Source organism: Delftia sp. PE138, from assembly GCF_018320755.1.
Lineage (GTDB): Bacteria > Pseudomonadota > Gammaproteobacteria > Burkholderiales > Burkholderiaceae_C > Comamonas > Comamonas tsuruhatensis.
This window is the reverse complement of sequence record NZ_JABEPN010000008.1, coordinates 17,234-32,582: the sequence shown is the minus strand read 5'-3', so window position 1 is coordinate 32,582 and position 15,349 is coordinate 17,234. Positions and strand designations below refer to the sequence as shown.

14 protein-coding genes and 2 tRNA genes are annotated in these 15,349 nt (G+C 67.2%); 9 read left to right on the top strand and 7 right to left on the bottom strand.

Translation table 11 applies throughout. The features are described 5' to 3' along the window. The first annotated feature begins 93 nt into the window (after positions 1-93). On the top strand, positions 94-1,536 hold the full coding sequence (locus HFGMBDPB_RS23180; RefSeq protein WP_016450754.1) for an amino acid permease: 1,443 nt from the start codon (positions 94-96) through the stop codon (positions 1,534-1,536). 47 nt (positions 1,537-1,583) lie between these two features. On the opposite strand, the gene pdxR is transcribed toward HFGMBDPB_RS23180, so the two are convergent. Further along, positions 1,584-3,107 carry a MocR-like pyridoxine biosynthesis transcription factor PdxR gene (pdxR, locus tag HFGMBDPB_RS23175; protein WP_212646358.1) on the bottom strand — a complete coding sequence of 508 codons (1,524 nt, stop codon included), beginning with the start codon at positions 3,105-3,107 and terminating at the stop codon, positions 1,584-1,586. A 182-nt stretch (positions 3,108-3,289) separates the two neighbouring features. Between pdxR and HFGMBDPB_RS23170 the strand changes: the two genes are divergently transcribed. The 3 genes from HFGMBDPB_RS23170 (at position 3,290) to greB (ending at position 4,286) form a co-directional block, all read left to right on the top strand. After that, positions 3,290-3,366 (top strand) — tRNA-Arg (locus HFGMBDPB_RS23170). A gap of 159 nt (positions 3,367-3,525) precedes the next feature. Next, a tRNA-Arg gene (locus tag HFGMBDPB_RS23165) sits at positions 3,526-3,602 on the top strand. A 117-nt stretch (positions 3,603-3,719) separates the two neighbouring features. Beyond that, complete coding sequence (gene greB / locus HFGMBDPB_RS23160; protein ID WP_012203948.1) at positions 3,720-4,286, top strand: transcription elongation factor GreB; 567 nt, start codon at positions 3,720-3,722, stop codon at positions 4,284-4,286. Positions 4,287-4,292: 6 nt separating this feature from the next. Here greB and HFGMBDPB_RS23155 read toward each other — a convergent pair whose 3' ends face one another. After that, positions 4,293-5,678: a lytic murein transglycosylase gene (locus tag HFGMBDPB_RS23155; RefSeq protein WP_016450307.1), complete on the bottom strand. Its 1,386-nt coding sequence runs from the start codon at positions 5,676-5,678 to the stop codon at positions 4,293-4,295. Between the two features lie 88 nt (positions 5,679-5,766). Here HFGMBDPB_RS23155 and HFGMBDPB_RS23150 point away from each other — a divergent pair, with 88 nt between their 5' ends. Further along, entirely contained in the window at positions 5,767-6,624 is an 858-nt protein-coding gene (locus tag HFGMBDPB_RS23150) for an NAD-dependent protein deacetylase (protein WP_212646357.1), read from the top strand. A gap of 27 nt (positions 6,625-6,651) precedes the next feature. Here the strand turns inward: HFGMBDPB_RS23150 and HFGMBDPB_RS23145 are convergent, their stop codons facing one another. The 4 genes from HFGMBDPB_RS23145 to HFGMBDPB_RS23130 all read right to left on the bottom strand — a co-directional run bounded on the left by HFGMBDPB_RS23145 (position 6,652) and on the right by HFGMBDPB_RS23130 (position 10,810). Then, positions 6,652-8,919: a RelA/SpoT family protein gene (locus tag HFGMBDPB_RS23145; protein WP_016450309.1), complete on the bottom strand. Its 2,268-nt coding sequence runs from the start codon at positions 8,917-8,919 to the stop codon at positions 6,652-6,654. A gap of 101 nt (positions 8,920-9,020) precedes the next feature. Then, on the bottom strand, positions 9,021-9,224 hold the full coding sequence (rpoZ, locus tag HFGMBDPB_RS23140) for a DNA-directed RNA polymerase subunit omega (RefSeq protein WP_016450310.1): 204 nt from the start codon (positions 9,222-9,224) through the stop codon (positions 9,021-9,023). Between the two features lie 18 nt (positions 9,225-9,242). Further along, positions 9,243-9,872: a guanylate kinase gene (gene gmk, locus HFGMBDPB_RS23135; RefSeq protein WP_016450311.1), complete on the bottom strand. Its 630-nt coding sequence runs from the start codon at positions 9,870-9,872 to the stop codon at positions 9,243-9,245. A 44-nt stretch (positions 9,873-9,916) separates the two neighbouring features. Continuing rightward, positions 9,917-10,810 carry a YicC/YloC family endoribonuclease gene (locus HFGMBDPB_RS23130; protein ID WP_017407182.1) on the bottom strand — a complete coding sequence of 298 codons (894 nt, stop codon included), beginning with the start codon at positions 10,808-10,810 and terminating at the stop codon, positions 9,917-9,919. 89 nt (positions 10,811-10,899) lie between these two features. Here HFGMBDPB_RS23130 and HFGMBDPB_RS23125 point away from each other — a divergent pair, with 89 nt between their 5' ends. The 4 genes from HFGMBDPB_RS23125 (at position 10,900) to hemW (ending at position 14,776) form a co-directional block, all read left to right on the top strand. Next, positions 10,900-11,931: a serine/threonine protein kinase gene (locus HFGMBDPB_RS23125; protein ID WP_016450313.1), complete on the top strand. Its 1,032-nt coding sequence runs from the start codon at positions 10,900-10,902 to the stop codon at positions 11,929-11,931. Then, on the top strand, positions 11,928-12,833 hold the full coding sequence (locus tag HFGMBDPB_RS23120; RefSeq protein ID WP_016450314.1) for a PP2C family protein-serine/threonine phosphatase: 906 nt from the start codon (positions 11,928-11,930) through the stop codon (positions 12,831-12,833). The genes HFGMBDPB_RS23125 and HFGMBDPB_RS23120 overlap by 4 nt, the downstream gene beginning before the upstream one ends. A gap of 99 nt (positions 12,834-12,932) precedes the next feature. Then, a complete protein-coding gene (gene rdgB, locus HFGMBDPB_RS23115; RefSeq protein WP_016450315.1) occupies positions 12,933-13,535 on the top strand; it encodes an RdgB/HAM1 family non-canonical purine NTP pyrophosphatase in 603 nt (200 codons plus the stop codon). After that, positions 13,532-14,776 carry a radical SAM family heme chaperone HemW gene (gene hemW / locus HFGMBDPB_RS23110; protein ID WP_046240974.1) on the top strand — a complete coding sequence of 415 codons (1,245 nt, stop codon included), beginning with the start codon at positions 13,532-13,534 and terminating at the stop codon, positions 14,774-14,776. Before rdgB ends, hemW begins: the two co-directional genes overlap by 4 nt. A gap of 76 nt (positions 14,777-14,852) precedes the next feature. Here the strand turns inward: hemW and HFGMBDPB_RS23105 are convergent, their stop codons facing one another. Beyond that, positions 14,853-15,209, bottom strand: a complete 357-nt coding sequence (locus tag HFGMBDPB_RS23105; protein WP_212646356.1) for an I78 family peptidase inhibitor — start codon at positions 15,207-15,209, stop codon at positions 14,853-14,855. Positions 15,210-15,349: the final 140 nt, after the last annotated feature.

The window sequence follows — 15,349 nt, the reverse complement described above, 5'->3', positions numbered from 1 at the left end:
GGAACACCGGATACGCCACGGCAAGGCGCGCACCTGCGCAGCCACCACAACAGAGCATCAGCCGTGGCGCCTGAATAAAACAGGAGACAAGACATGATCGGAAATCAGCACGCCTCTTCACCGGGGCTTTCGCACGGGCTCAAGGAACGCCACATGACCATGATCGCCCTCGGTGGCGTCATCGGCGCCGGGCTGTTCGTGGGCAGCGGCGTCGTCATCAAGTCGGCCGGGCCGGCCGCGATTCTTTCCTTCCTCATCACGGGCCTGCTCGTGGTCCTGGTCATGCGCATGCTGGGCGAGCTGGCCTGCTCCATGCCCGGGGGAGGATCGTTCTACGAGTTTGCGCGCGAGGCCTGGCGCGACCGCCCCGGCGTGGGCCGGCTGGCAGGCTTTCTGACGGGCTGGATGTACTGGTACTTCTGGGTCATCGTCGTGGCGCTGGAGGCCGTGGCCGGAGCCGACCTGGTGCGCTACTGGCTGCCCGATGTGCCCAACTGGAGCATCAGCCTGGTGCTGCTGGTGATGCTGACGCTGACCAACCTGGTGTCGGTCAAGTCCTTTGGCGAGTTCGAGTTCTGGTTCGCCTCCATCAAGGTGGCGGCCATCGTGGTCTTCCTGTTCGTGGCCGGCGTCTACGTGCTGGGCCTGACGCCCGCCTCGCAGGGCATGCACTTCGGCAACCTCACCGGCAACGGCGGCTTCATGCCCAACGGCATCGTGCCCGTGCTGACCGGGGCGGTGGCGGCCACGGGCTTTTACTTCGGCGCCGAGATCGTGACCATTGCCGCCGCCGAGACGGCCGAGCCGCAGAAGGCCGTGGCCAAGGCGACCAACTCGGTGATCACGCGCGTGCTGGTGTTCTATGTGGGCTCCATCTTCCTGGTGGCCTGCCTGGTGCCCTGGAATGCGGGCGGCATTGCCACGCCGTATGTCAGCGCGCTCAACACCATGGGCGTGCCGGCCGCCGCGCAGATCATGAATGCCATCGTGCTGACGGCCGTGCTGTCGGCGCTCAACTCGGGGCTGTATGCGTCATCTCGCATGCTGTTCGCGCTGACGCGGCGCGGCGACGCGCCCCAGGCGCTGGCCAAGGTCAGCCGCAATGGCGTGCCCACGCGGGCCATCCTGGTGGCCACGCTGTTCGGCTACGGCGCCGTGGTGATGTCCTATGTGTCGCCCGACAAGGTGTTCGCCTTCCTGGTCAACTCCTACGGCACGGTGGCGATCTTCGTCTACATCCTGATCGCCATCTCGCAGCTGCGCCTGCGCGCCCGGCTGGAGCGCGAGGCGCCCCACCAGCTCAAGGTGCGCATGTGGTGCTATCCGTACCTGACCTGGTTCGCCATCTTCGGCATGCTGTCCATCGTCATCGCCATGGCCTTCATCCCCGAGCAGCGCACGCCGCTGGCGCTGGGCGTGGCCAGCCTGTGCATTTTGCTGCTGGCCTACGCCGTGCGGCAGTTCCTGCAGCGCGGCGTGGCGCCCGTGGTGACATCGCTGTCCGAGGCTGCGCGGCCCGAGCCGCAGAAGTACTGACCCAGGGGCGACGGGACCGGCAGGGCCGGTCCCGGCCATTCCTTGCGTTACTGCTGCTCCTCACGGATCGCATCGGCCAGGGCCTTCACGCCCTGGCCGATGTCGTTGGCGGGTATGGATTGGTAGCCCATGCGCATGTAGCTGCCGGGCGTGCCCGGGCGTGCGAAGAACACATCGCCGGGCTCGATGAGCACGCCGTGCGCGGCGGCGCGCTGCGCCAGGGCTTCGACAGGAATGTGGTCGGGCAGTTGCACCCAGCACGAGCCGCCGCCGCGCACGGGCGTGATGCGGCAGCCGGGCGCATGCTCGGCCATGGCGGCCGTGAGGGCTGCGTGCCGCTCCTTCTGCGCCTGGGCCAGGCGCCGCTGCTGGGCCTCGTAGTGGCCCAGGGAGATGAACATGGCCAGCGTGCGCTGCACGAAGGTGGCGGGGTGGCGGATCATGAGCCGGCGCAGTGCACGCAGCTCGCGTATCAGCTCTGGTGCGGCCACGATGTATCCCACGCGCAGGCCCGGCGCCAGGCTCTTGGACAGGCTGCCCACGTAGATCACGCGGTTGCTGCGGTCCAGGCTCTTGAGCGCCGGAATGGGCTGGCCGTCGAAGCTGCTCTCGCTCTCGTAGTCGTCCTCGATGAGGATGATGTCGTGCGCCTCGGCCATCTCCAGCAGCGCCTCGCGCCGGGCCAGCGGCATGGTCACGCCCGTGGGGCACTGGTGGCTGGGCGTCACGTAGAGGTAGTCCAGCTGGCGCAGCAGCGGCGTGACCGGCAGGCCCTGGCCGTCCACCGGCAGCGGGATGACCTGGGAGGTGCGGCTGCTGAAGATGTTGCGCGCATCGGGGTAGCCGGGCTCCTCGATGCCCACGGCCGTGCCCTCGCGCATCAGCAGGTCGGCCACCATGTAGAGGGCGTGCTGCGCACCCACGGTGATGATCAGCTCGTCGGCCGAGGCCCAGACGCCGCGGCGCGGCAGGATCTTGGTCTGCACCTGCTGGATCAGCATCTCGTCGTCGCGCGCGATCTGGTCGGGCGCCCACTGGCGTATGTCCAGCACGCCCAGGGCCTTGAGGCAGCATTCGCGCCAGGCGGCCGTGGGAAACAGCTCCTTGTCGAACTGGCCGTACAGGAAGGGATAGGGGTAGCGCTGCCAGTCCTCTTCCTTGACGATGCTGCGCTGCTGGCTGGGCAGCAGCCACAGGCGCCGCGACCAGTCGGTGCGGCGGCCTTCGCCAGGGGTGCTGCTGGCCGCAGCGCCGCCCGGCGTGCGCCCCTTGAGTACGTCGGGATGGATGAAGTGGCCCTTGCGCTGGCGGCTCAGCAAAAAGGCTTCCTCGGCCAGCTGCTGGTAGGCCAGCACCACGGTGATGCGTGCCACGCCCAGGTGGCGCGCCAGCTCGCGGCTGGAGGGAATGGATTCGCCGGGTGCGAGGATGCCCGAGAGGATGGCATCGACCAGCATCTCGCGGATCTGGCCCTGCAGGCTCAGGGAGGGGCGGGCGCTGCGGCGAAACAGCTGCCCCCACATGGCGCCCTCGGGCGGTTGCGGCTGCGTGGCCGCGCGCTTGTCTGTCATGTCTTGTCGTTCCCGCCGCTGCGGCGGGCCGCTCGCTGTGTTTGTCTCCCGCGCAGGTGCAGGGCAGGGCCTGCATCCGCGACCGGCCAATATAGGCCAGCCGGTGCGCCACGGGGCCCGGAGTTTGCGATGGTTGCAATTTTTGCGGAGAGGCCGGAAATTGATATACAATCGTTGTCTTGGCGGCTGTAGCTCAGCTGGATAGAGTACTTGGCTACGAACCAAGGGGTCGTGGGTTCGATTCCTGCCAGCCGCACCAAAACGACAAGCCTCAGAACTGCAAAGTTCTGAGGCTTTTTCGTTTCAGGCGCCCGCACGGAGGCCGTGGCCATGGTTCAGGCGCTGGTCAACGGTTATTTTTCGATATTTTCATGGTTTTCCGTAGGCGTTCAAAAAGCACGCTATAATTCGAAGATTGGCGGCTGTAGCTCAGCTGGATAGAGTACTTGGCTACGAACCAAGGGGTCGTGGGTTCGATTCCTGCCAGCCGCACCAAAACGACAAGCCTCAGAACTGCAAAGTTCTGAGGCTTTTTCGTTTGTGCTCAGTTGGTGTCGAGGTTTGTGCGGCGTCTTCGCCTGCTGCGGTGATCTGTGTGAAGATCGGCTCCCTATGAGCAAGGCTTTCACCAAGGAATCCGACGGCGACGACGATGATGAAGTCGGCCTGCCGCCCTTGCCGCCGGGCGGCAAGAACTACATCACGCCCCAGGGCTTCGAGCGGCTGAAGACGGAGCTGCTGGACCTGATCGACAACGAGCGCCCGCGCATCGTGGAGATCGTGCACTGGGCGGCCAGCAATGGCGACCGCTCCGAGAACGGCGACTATCTGTACGGCAAGAAGCGCCTGCGCGAGATCGACCGGCGCATCCGCTTCCTGACCAAGCGGCTGGAGATCGCCGAGGTGGTCGATCCCTCCGTGCATGCCGGCAGCGAGCAGATCTACTTCGGCGCGACCGTCACCTATGTCGATGACGAGGGCGAGGAGCGCACCATCACCATCATGGGCATCGACGAGGCCGACAGCGCACGCCAGCAGGTCAGCTGGATCGCACCCGTCTCGCGCGCCCTGCTCAAGGCCCGTGTGGGCGACGAGGTGGCCCTGCCCACACCCGCAGGTGTGCGCACGCTGGAAGTGCTGGAAGTCACCTACCCGGAGCCGGGCAGCGCCGCCGGGTGAGAGCGTTCAGGGCTGCAGTTTCTGCAGCAGCTCCAGCGTGGGATAGCCATCGGCCACCAGGCCCTGGCTTTGCTGGAACTGGCGCAGGCCCGCGCGCGTGGCCGGGCCCATCACGCCATCGGCCGTGCCGGCTGAAAATCCCCGGTCGTTGAGCGCGGCCTGCAAGGCGCGCAACTGCTCGCGCGACAGCGGGGCCAGATCGCGCGGCCAGGCCGCCTGCACGCCCGGGCCACCGGCCAGCTGCTGCGACAGCAGGCCCACGCCCAGCGCGTAATTCACGGAGTTGTTGTAGCGCAGGATGGTGCGGAAGTTGGCGCCCACCATGAAGGCCGGGCCGCGCGCGCCGGCCGGTGCGATCACGCTGGCTTCGGCCATGGCGGGCAGGGCGGAGCCGTCCACGGCCTGCACGCCCTCGGCCGCCCATTGCGCGCTGTCCTGGCGCACGCTGGTCTCGGCGCGTGCATGGTCAAAGCCTGCCGGCAGGCGCACTTCCACGCCCCAGGGCTCGCCCGTCTTCCAGCCCGAATGGGCCAGGTAGTTCGCCGTGGAGGCCGTCACATCGGGCAGGCTGCCCCAGATGTCACGGCGGCCATCGCCATCGGCATCCACCGCATAGGCCAGGAAGACCGAGGGCAGGAACTGCGTATGGCCCATGGCGCCGGCCCAGGAGCCGATCATGTGGGCCGCGTCGATGTCGCCGTTGTCGATGATGCGCAGGGCGGCCAGCAACTCCTTCTGAGCCCAGGCCGCGCGCCGGCCGTCGAAGGCCAGGGTGGCCAGCGCATCGACGGTGGGGAAGTTGCCGAAGTTGTTGCCGTAATTGCTTTCCATGCCCCAGATGGCGGCGATCACCTCGGCCGGCACGCCATGGCGCTGGCTGGCCGCCTGCAGCGGTGCAGCCGCTTCGCGCAGCTTGGCACGGCCCTGGGCAATGCGCTGGGCCGAGACGGCGCTGTCCAGGTACTGCCAGGGCGTGCGCGTGAACTCGGGCTGCGAGCGGTCCAGCTGCACCGCGCGCCGCTGCAGCCGGGCCGGCTCCAGCGCGCTGCTCACGGTCTTGGCGGAGATGCCGGCCTCCAGCGCCTTGCGCGCAAAGTCCCGCTTCCAGGCCTCGAAGCTGGCGGCCTCGGCCTGCTGGGACGCCTCTTGCGCGCCGCTTGCCTCGGCAGCAGGCGCTGCGGCCGGGCCGGCCTGTGCCGCCGCGGCAGGGGCGGCCGCAGCCATGGAAGTCGCCGCAGCGGAAGCTGGCGCTGGCACTGGCGTGGGCGCAGGTCGGGAGGCGCAGCCGGCCAGCAGAGCGGCAGTCAGGGCGGTGGCCAGTCCGGCGCGGGTCAGCATGTGGGGGCCGTTGGCGTTGCTGGGGACGGGGGCGGTGGCATGTGCGTGGGGCATGCAGCCATTGTCTCCGCTGCGCCCTGGCGCTGAATGCAACACGGTGTTTCCGCACCAAGCCATCCATGGATCGCTATGCTGTGCTCCCATGACTGCTGCACCATCGCCCTCCCTGTCCCCGCCTGTGCAGGATGCCGCGCAGGCGCTGCGTGCCCTGCTGCGCCCTGGCCAGCGCTGGCTGGTGCTGACGGGCGCAGGTTGCAGCACAGGCTCGGGCATTCCGGACTACCGCGATGCGGCGGGGCAGTGGAAGCGGCCCCAGCCCGTGACGCTGCAGGCCTTCATGGGCAGCCATGCCACGCGCCAGCGCTATTGGGCGCGCAGCCTGCTGGGCTGGCCCGTGATGGCGCAGGCCCGGCCCGGCCCGGCCCATGAGGCGCTGGCGCTGCTGCAGCAGCGCGGATGGATGGCCGGCCTGGTCACCCAGAACGTGGACGGCCTGCATACGGCAGCAGGCAGCGAGGGTGTCATCGACCTGCACGGCCGCATTGCCGCCGTGCGCTGCATGGGTTGTGGCGCCGGCATGGAGCGCGCCGCGCTGCAGGCCATGCTGCTGCAGCGCAACCCCGGCTGGGCCGGCCTGAGCGCCCAGGCCGCGCCCGATGGCGATGCCGACCTGGAGGGGCGCGACTTCAGCCGCTTCGACGTGCCGGCCTGCCCGCACTGCGGCGGCGTGCTCAAGCCCGATGTGGTGTTCTACGGCGAGGGCGTGCCGCGCGAGCGCGTGGCGGCGGTGCGGGCCGCGCTCGGGCATGCGCAGGGCCTGCTGGTCGTGGGCTCGTCGCTGATGGTGTATTCGGGCCTGCGCTTCGTGCACGAGGCCGTGGCCCAGGGCAAGCCGGTGGTGGCGGTCAACCAGGGCCGCATGCGGGCCGAAGATCTGCTGGCCTGCAAGTTCGAGCACGACTGCGGCCAGCTGCTTCAGCAACTGGTGCAGGACCTGTAGAGACGAGACCGGCCCGCAGGGCCGGGGTCAGGGAATGACGCGCGATGCGCGCACCACCGAATGCACGCGGCGCAGGTTGCGCAGCGCGGACTCCACCTGCTGGTTGTCGTGCACCGAGATCACGAAGCACAGGTCCGTGGTGCTCATGGCGGCCTCGTCGGCCATGTCCACGCGCAGGATGTCCACTTCGGCGCCGGCCAGCTCGGCTGCCACGCGGGCGAGCACGCCCTTGCCGTTGTTGACGGTGACGACGATGCGGGCCTCGAAAAGGCGCGCGGCATCGATGTCATCTGCCCATTCCACGACGATGAAGCGGTCGCTGTCCTTTTCCTGCAGGCGCTGTGCGATCTTGCATTGCGCGTGGTGCACGATCAGGCCTTCGCCGCTGCCCAGATAGCCCACGATGGCGTCGCCCGGCACGGGCCGGCAGCACTGCGCGTAGTGGATGGAGCCTTGGTTGGAGCCGTCCAGCAGCACGGCGCCCTGGAAGGGCCGGTTGCTGGCATTGAAGCGTTCGCGCGTGAGCAGCAGGGCGTCGGGCCGGTGGCCGTGGCGCGCCATCAGCGCCGTCAGGCGCGAGGCCACCAGCGACGCAATGCGCCGGCCCATGCCGATGTCCACCATCAGGTCGGCGCGGCTGCGGCTGCCTGCCATGCGCAGCACTTCGTCCCACAGCGCCTGGTTGGCTTCATCGGCCGGCGGCACGGCGTCCATGCCTTCGGCGCGCATGGCCTGGGCCAGCAGGTTCTCGCCCAGGCGTGCCGATTCGCTTTGCGCGGCCGACTTCAGGTAATGGCGGATCTTGGAGCGCGCGCGGCCGGTCTTGACGAAGCCCAGCCAGGCCGGGTTGGGCGTGGCGTCTTCGGAGGTGACGATCTGCACCACGTCGCCGCTCTTGAGTTCGGTGCGCAGCGGCACTTCCTCGTTGTTGATGCGCGCGGCGGTCATGTGGTTGCCGACCTTGCTGTGGATCGCATAGGCGAAGTCCACCACGGTGGCGCCGCGCGGCATGGCCATGATCTCGCTCTTGGGCGTGAACACGTAGACGGCGTCGGGGAACAGGTCCACCTTGACGTGGTCCCAGAACTCGGCGGCATCGCGCGTCTCGTTCTGGATGTCCAGCAGCGATTGGAGCCACTGCGTGCCCAGCTGCTCGGAATCGTGGCCGGGCTGGGCCTTGTAGAGCCAATGGGCGGCCACGCCGGCCTCGGCGACGATGTGCATTTCCTCGGTGCGGATCTGGAACTCGATGTTCACGCCCGAGGGGCCCACCAGCGTGGTGTGCAGCGACTGGTAGCCATTGTTCTTGGCAATGGCGATGTAGTCCTTGAAGCGGCCCGGCATGGGCTTGTACATCTGGTGCAGCACGCCCAGCGCCGTGTAGCAATCGATAACGCGCGGCAAGATGATGCGAAAGCCGTAGATGTCCGTCACCTTGGCAAAGCTCAGCTGGTTCTTCTCCATGCGCAGATAGAGCGAATACAGCGTGCTTTCACGGCCGGCAAGGCGGGCCTGCAGCCCCGCGCCGGCGAACTCGGCATTGACCTCGTCCTGCACGCGCTGGACCAGATCGCGGCGTCGCTTGCGCGAGCGGGCGATGGCTTTTTCCAGCGTGGCGTAGCGCCAGGGATGCAGGTGGCGGAAGGCCAGGTCCTGCAGCTCGCGGTAGGTCTGGTTCAGCCCCAGGCGGTGGGCGATGGGTGCGTAGATCTCCAGTGTTTCCGACGAGATGCGGCCCCACTTGCTGCGCGGCATGTCGCCCATGGTGCGCATGTTGTGGGTGCGGTCGGCCAGCTTGATCAGGATCACGCGCACATCGCGCGCCATGGCCAGCAGCATCTTGCGGAAGGATTCCGCCTGGTTCTCTTCGCGCGTGTTGAACTGCAGCTTGTCCAGCTTCGTGAGGCCGTCGACCAGCTCGGCCACGTCCTGGCCGAAGCGCTGGGCGAGATCGGCCTTGGTGACGCCGCAGTCTTCCATCGCATCGTGCAGCAGCGCGGCCATCAGGGCCGGGGCGTCGAGCTTCCAGCTCGCGCACAGCGCCGTGACCGCGATGGGATGGGTGATATAGGGTTCGCCGCTGCTGCGCCACTGGTCGCTGTGGGCCTGGTCGGCGAAGGCATAGGCTTCGCGCACCTGCTCGATGCTGGTGGCATCCAGGTATCCCAGGTGCTCCATCAGTCCGGCAAAGGCATTGGCCGACACGGCGGTTGCCTGCTCTGCAGACATGCGCTCGGGCCGGGGTGGCGGTACGGGATCAGAGGGGGCTGTGAACGAAGTCAAGGCCGCTTTCATGACTTAAATGTAGCGTGCATGCTGGTTTGTGCAGGCTTCATGTAAAAAAAGCACCGCTGTGCGGTGCTCTTTGTGGGGCCATTGTGTTGCTTTGCAGCAAATCAGCCCGGAACCTTCTTCAGCATCTCGATGCCGACCTTGCCTTCGGCGATCTCGCGCAGCGCGGTGACGCCGGGCTTGTTCTTGGTTTCGATCTTGGGCGTGTGACCCTGGCTCAGCATGCGTGCGCGGTAAGTGGCGGCCAACACGAGCTGGAAGCGGTTAGGGATCTGCTCCAGGCAGTCTTCAACAGTGATGCGTGCCATCAGGATCTCCGGGAAACGTCAGTTGGGTTCAGAAATATTGAGAGACTCGAAGGTCTCTGCGCGGCGGCTGCGCTGAGCCGCATACTTGAGGCGCTGGGCGTGGATGATCGTCTTGAGATCAAACAGTGCGCTCTCGAACAATTCGTTGATTATAACGAAGTCGAATTTCGCCACCTGGGCCATCTCCTCGGCCGCGTTCTTCAGGCGCAGCTCGATCACCTCGGGCGCGTCCTCGCCCCGGTTTTCCAGGCGGGCACGCAGCTCGTCCCAGCTGGGCGGCAGGATGAAGATCAGCACGGCGTTCGGAAACGCTTGCTTGACCTGCAGTGCGCCCTGGTAGTCGATCTCCAGCAGCACGTCGGTGCCGACCTGGATACGCTCTTCCAGAGCCTTCTTGGCCGTGCCGTAGCGGCGGCTGTGCACGTTCGCCCATTCGACGAAGGCGTTGTTCGACACCATGGCGTCGAACTCCTGGTCGGAGACGAAGTAGTACTCGCGGCCGTGCTTTTCCTGGCCACGCGGCGCGCGCGTGGTGTGGGAGACGGAAGGGGAGACGCGCGCATCGAACTCGCGCAGCGCACGCACCAGGCTGGACTTGCCGGCCCCGCTGGGGGCCGAGACGACAAAGAGGTTTCCGGGGTAATCCATGGAATTTTGCGCAGTGTGTTCACGCATGGGCATCTGTGTTGGGCTTATTCGATGTTCTGCACCTGCTCGCGCATCTGCTCGATCAGCACCTTCATGTCCACGCTGATGCGGGTCAGCTCCAGCGTGGCGGACTTGGAGCCCAGCGTATTGGCTTCGCGGTGCAGTTCCTGGATCAGGAAGTCCAGGCGCTTGCCGATCTCGCCGCCCTTCTTGAGCAGGCTCTGGATCTCGTCCAGGTGCGAGTCCAGGCGGGTGACTTCCTCGGCCACGTCGATGCGGATGGCAAAGGCGGTGGCCTCGGTCAGGGCGCGGTCCTGGGCGGCTTCGGGCGCCACGGCGCCTTCGGCCAGGGCCATCGCTTCCTTCCAGCGCTCCATGAAGCGCAGGCGCTGCTGCTCCACGAGCTGGGGCACCAGGGGCGTGGCATCTGCCGCGAGCTTGCGCAGCTGCGCGATGCGGTCCAGCAGCATGGTGGCCAGGCGCTTGCCTTCGCGGGCGCGGGCCTCCAGCAGTTCGGTCAGGGCCTGCTCTGCCAGCGTGGGCAGCACGCTGCTCCAGTCAACGGCCGAGTTGCCGCTGCCGCTGGCCAGGCGCAGGGCGTCGGAGACGGACAGGCTGCGGGCGTCGGGCAGCCAGGACTGGACAGTGTCCTGGAGCATGGCCAGGCGCTGCAGCATGGCGGTGGAGGGGTCGGGCAGGGAGTTGCCGTCGTCGTTGTCGATGGCGGCGCGCACCTCGACCTTGCCGCGCTTGAGGCGGGCGGTCAAAAGGGCCCGCAAGGCTGGCTCATGCGCGCGCAGTTCGTCGGGCAGGCGGAACGAAAGATCCAGGAAGCGGCTGTTGACCGAGCGGATCTCCAGACCGAGCCGGCTGTTGCGGCCCGACGCTCCACCATCTTCTTCGGACGCGCCGTGCTGGGCACTGGCGTATCCGGTCATGCTGTAAACTGGCATTGGACTTTTGATGGATGCTTGCAATTACCCGATTATCCGGGTTTCGCCCCATCCCTGAGACTCACCGGAGAAAAATGTCTTCCAAGATCAAGCCGGCGCCATTGCCGCCAGGCAGCACGATCGGCGGCTATCGGGTGGTGCGCAGGCTTGCTTCCGGCGGTTTCGGCGTCGTTTACCTGGCCTTGGATGCAGAGGGCAAGCAGGTGGCGATCAAGGAATACCTGCCCGCCTCGCTGGCCACCCGTGCCCCCGGAGAGCTGCAGCCCGCCGTGGCGCCCGAAAAACTTTCGCTGTACCGCCTGGGCCTCAAGAGCTTCTTCGAGGAAGGGCGTTCACTGGCGCAGATCTCGCACGCTTCCGTGGTCAGCGTGCTCAACTTCTTTCGCGAGAACGAAACCGTCTACATGGTGATGAACTACCTGGAGGGTGCCACCCTGCAGGACTTCGTTGTCACCGCGCGCGAGCTCAAGGCCGAGAAGGTGTTCCGCGAATCGACCATTCGCTCGCTGTTCGACGAGGTGCTGCGCGGCCTGCGCATCGTGCACCAGCACAAGATGCTGCACCTGGACATCAAGCCGGCCAACATCTTCATCACCAATGACGACCGTGCCGTGATGATCGACTTCGGCGCGGCGCGCGAGGTGCTGTCCAAGGAAGGCAACTTCATCCGCCCCATGTACACGCCGGGCTTTGCCGCGCCCGAGATGTACCGCCGCGACGCATCGCTGGGTCCCTGGACCGACATCTACGCCATCGGCGCCTGCATCTATGCCTGCATGCAGGGATTTCCGCCCAACGAGGCGCCGCAGCGTCAGGACAAGGACCGGCTCACGCTGGCGCTGACCAAGCTGCGCGGCGTGTATTCGGACAATCTCATCGAGGTGGTCGAGTGGTGCATGGCCGTGGACCCGGGATCGCGTCCGCAGTCGGTTTTTGCGCTGCAAAAGGAATTGAGCCGCGAAGGCGAGCGTCGCTACACCAAGCTCAGCGTCTCCGAGCGCATGCGCCTGCAGCTGGACACGCTGGTGACCGACGCCAAGAAGAACATGCAAAAGATCAGCGGCGCAGCAGGCCTGCCAGCCGTGGGCCAGGAGCGCAAGCCATGAGGTTTTCGGTATTCCAGCTGAGCCGCCGCGGCGGCCGTGCGCTCAATGAAGACCGCATGGGTTACTGCTACACGCGGGAAGCCGTGCTCTTCGTGCTGGCCGACGGCATGGGCGGCCATCCCGAAGGCGAGGTCGCCGCGCAGCTGGCGCTGCAGGTGATGTCCGTGCATTTCCAGCGCCAGGCCAAGCCGCTGCTCGAAGATCCGCAGGGCTTTCTGGTCGATGCGCTGCTGCACGCGCACCGGCAGATCCTGCGCTATGCCAGCGCCAAGGGAATGATCGACACGCCGCGCACCACGCTGGTCGCCGCCGTCATCCAGAAGGGCAAGATCACCTGGATCCATTGCGGCGACTCGCGCCTGTACCTGGTGCGCGGCGGCGAGCTGCTGGTGCGCACGCGCGATCACTCCTATCTGGAGATGGGCGAGATCGCCGCGCAGCTCAAGACATCGAGCCGCAACGTGCTGTTCACCTGCCTGGGCTCTCCGTCCAAGCCCATCTACGACGTGACCGAGCCGCGCCGGCTGGAGCAGGGCGACAAGCTGCTGCTGTGCTCCGACGGCCTGTGGGGCAGCGTGGACGAAGGGCACCTGCTGCGCACCCTGCACGGCCGCACCGTGTCCCAGGCCATTCCCCAGCTGGTCGATACGGCGCTGCGCAATGCGGGCGATGCCAGCGACAACGTCACGGCCATTGCCATGGAGTGGGAGACGCCAGACGCCTTCGAGTCCACCATGGGCATCTCCACCCAGGACATCGAGAACGACGCGTTTGAATCCACGATCCAGGGCGGGGCAATCGAAGACCTGGAAGATGAGCTCGACGACGCGGCCATCGAGCGCTCCATCGCCGAGATCAACGAAGCGATACGCCGCTCGGCCGAGCGCCAGTTCAAGCGCTGACCGCCGCTGCCGGCCCGCGGCAGCGGTGCCGTTGGCGCGCATGGACTACCGAACCTATTGACGACAAAGGGCGCACGGGCGCCCGACTGGATTTCTACGATGAAGATTGTGTTGGCCTCCAACAACCGCGGCAAGCTCGCCGAGCTGCAAGCCATGTTCGCCCCGCTGGGCGTTGAACTGATTCGCCAGGGCGACCTGTTCGAGGGCGAGGCGCCCGAGCCGCATTGCACCTTTGTGGAGAACGCGCTGGCCAAGGCCCGTTTCGCAGCCGAGCGCACCGGCCTGCCCGCCATTGCCGACGACGCCGGCATGTGCGTCTCGCACTTCGGCGGCCTGCCGGGCGTGGACACGGCCTACTACTGCACGCAGTTCGGCTACGAGAAAAGCGACGACAACAACGTGCGCGCTCTGCTGGAGCAGATGCAGGGCGTGGCCGACCGCCGCGCCGCCATGGTCAGCACCCTGGTGGGCGTGCGCAGCGCAAAGGATCCCGAACCGCTGATCGCCATGGGCCGCGTGCTCGGCGAGATCACCACCGAGCGCCGTGGCACGCAGGGCTTCGGCTTCGACCCCGTGATGTACATCCCCGAGCTGGGCCAGACCTTCGCCGAGATGGACCCGGCCGTGAAGCACGCGCATAGCCACCGCGGCCGCGCCACGCTGCAGATGATCGAACTCGTGCGCGAGCGCTGGGTGCGATGATTCCCATCCAGCCCCAGGATTCGGCCTCCGGCGCCCAGGCCGCCGTGCAGCGCGACATCCAGCACTACATGCGCCCCGGCACGCTGCAGCTCGGCAGCCTGCCGCCGCTGTCGCTGTATGTGCACCTGCCCTGGTGCATTCGCAAGTGCCCGTACTGCGACTTCAACTCGCACGAGCACGGCCGCGACGGCCCCGAGCTGCCCGAAGACCGCTACGTCGACGCCCTGGTCGCCGACCTGGAGAGCGCGCTGCCGCTGATCTGGGGCCGCACCGTGCACAGCATCTTCATCGGCGGCGGCACGCCCAGCCTGTTCTCGCCCGAGGCCATCGACCGGCTGCTGGCCGCCATCCGCGCGCGCCTGCGCATGGAGGCCGATTGCGAGATCACCATGGAGGCCAACCCCGGCACCTTCGAGACCGACCGCTTCCGCGCCTTCCGCGCGGCCGGCGTCACGCGGCTGTCCATTGGCGTGCAGAGCTTCGACGACCGCTTCCTGCAGGCCGTGGGCCGCGTGCACGACGGCGCCCAGGCGCGTGCGGCCGTGCGCGAGGCGGCCGACAGCTTCGAGACCTTCAACATCGACCTGATGTACGCGCTGCCCGGCCAGACCGAACTGGACCTGGCGCGTGATCTGGACGTGGCCCTGTCCTTCGCGCCGCCGCACCTGTCGGTCTATCACCTGACCATCGAACCCAATACGTATTTCGCCAAGTTCCCGCCGGCTATCCCCGAGGACGACCTGGCCTACGACATGCTGGACCGCATCACCGCGCGCACCGCCGCCGCAGGCATGCAGCGCTACGAGATATCGGCCTATGCGCGCGAGGGCCACCAGTGCTGGCACAACCGCAACTACTGGCAGTTCGGCGACTACCTGGGCATAGGCGCGGGCGCGCACAGCAAGCTCAGCTTTGCGCACCGCATCGTGCGCCAGGTGCGCTTTCGCGATCCCGCTCGCTACATGGACCAGGCCCTGGCCGGCGCGCCACTGGCGCAGGACGGCGAGGTGCGCCGCGCCGACCTGCCCTTCGAATACATGCTCAACGCGCTGCGCCTGCGCGAAGGCTTTGCGCTGCAGGACTTCATGGAGCGCACGGGCCTGCCGCTGTCGTCCATCGCCAAGGGGCTGGATGCAGCACAGGCCAAGGGCCTGATCACGCGCGACCTGGGCCGGGTGGTGCCCACGGAGCGGGGCTTTGACTTCCTCAGCGACCTGCAGGAGCTGTTCCTGGCGGAGTGAGCGGGCCAACGACCATTGAAAAAGGACGCCTCGGCGTCCTTTTTTCGTCCAGCGCCACCGCGCAATCGGTCGGCGATCAGCCGCAGCGCACGGCCACGATGCGGCCTGTGCCGTCGACCACCAGGTTCAGGCGTTCCTGATTGAACTCCATCGTCGTTGGCTGGCCTTCGCGCAGCACGCGGGCCATGTAGGCGCCCGACTGCTTGCGTGCGGCCTCCAGCGTGGCCGAGGTATTGCTCTTGCCCACGAAGGACTGGGCCGATGCCGCATTGCAGACCTGCACGGGGCGCGGGGCCGGTTGCGCCCCACCGCCGCTGCTGCTGCCACCAAAGGGATTGCCCATGCCGGCGCAACCCGCAACCAGGGTGGTGGCGCCCAGCAGGGCCAGGGCGGCAAGGCGGCGGTGCAGGGCTGGGGTGGTGATCGTCGGCATGGTCTGTCTCCTCAATTCAGGGGGTGTGTGCTGCACAGTATCAGGGCGGGCGCTGGCGCATCGCCTCGGACAACGCCGCATACCTTAGCCGGGCTCGGGCGGTGCCATTGGCATGCGGAAGTAACAGGCGGCAGCAAAGG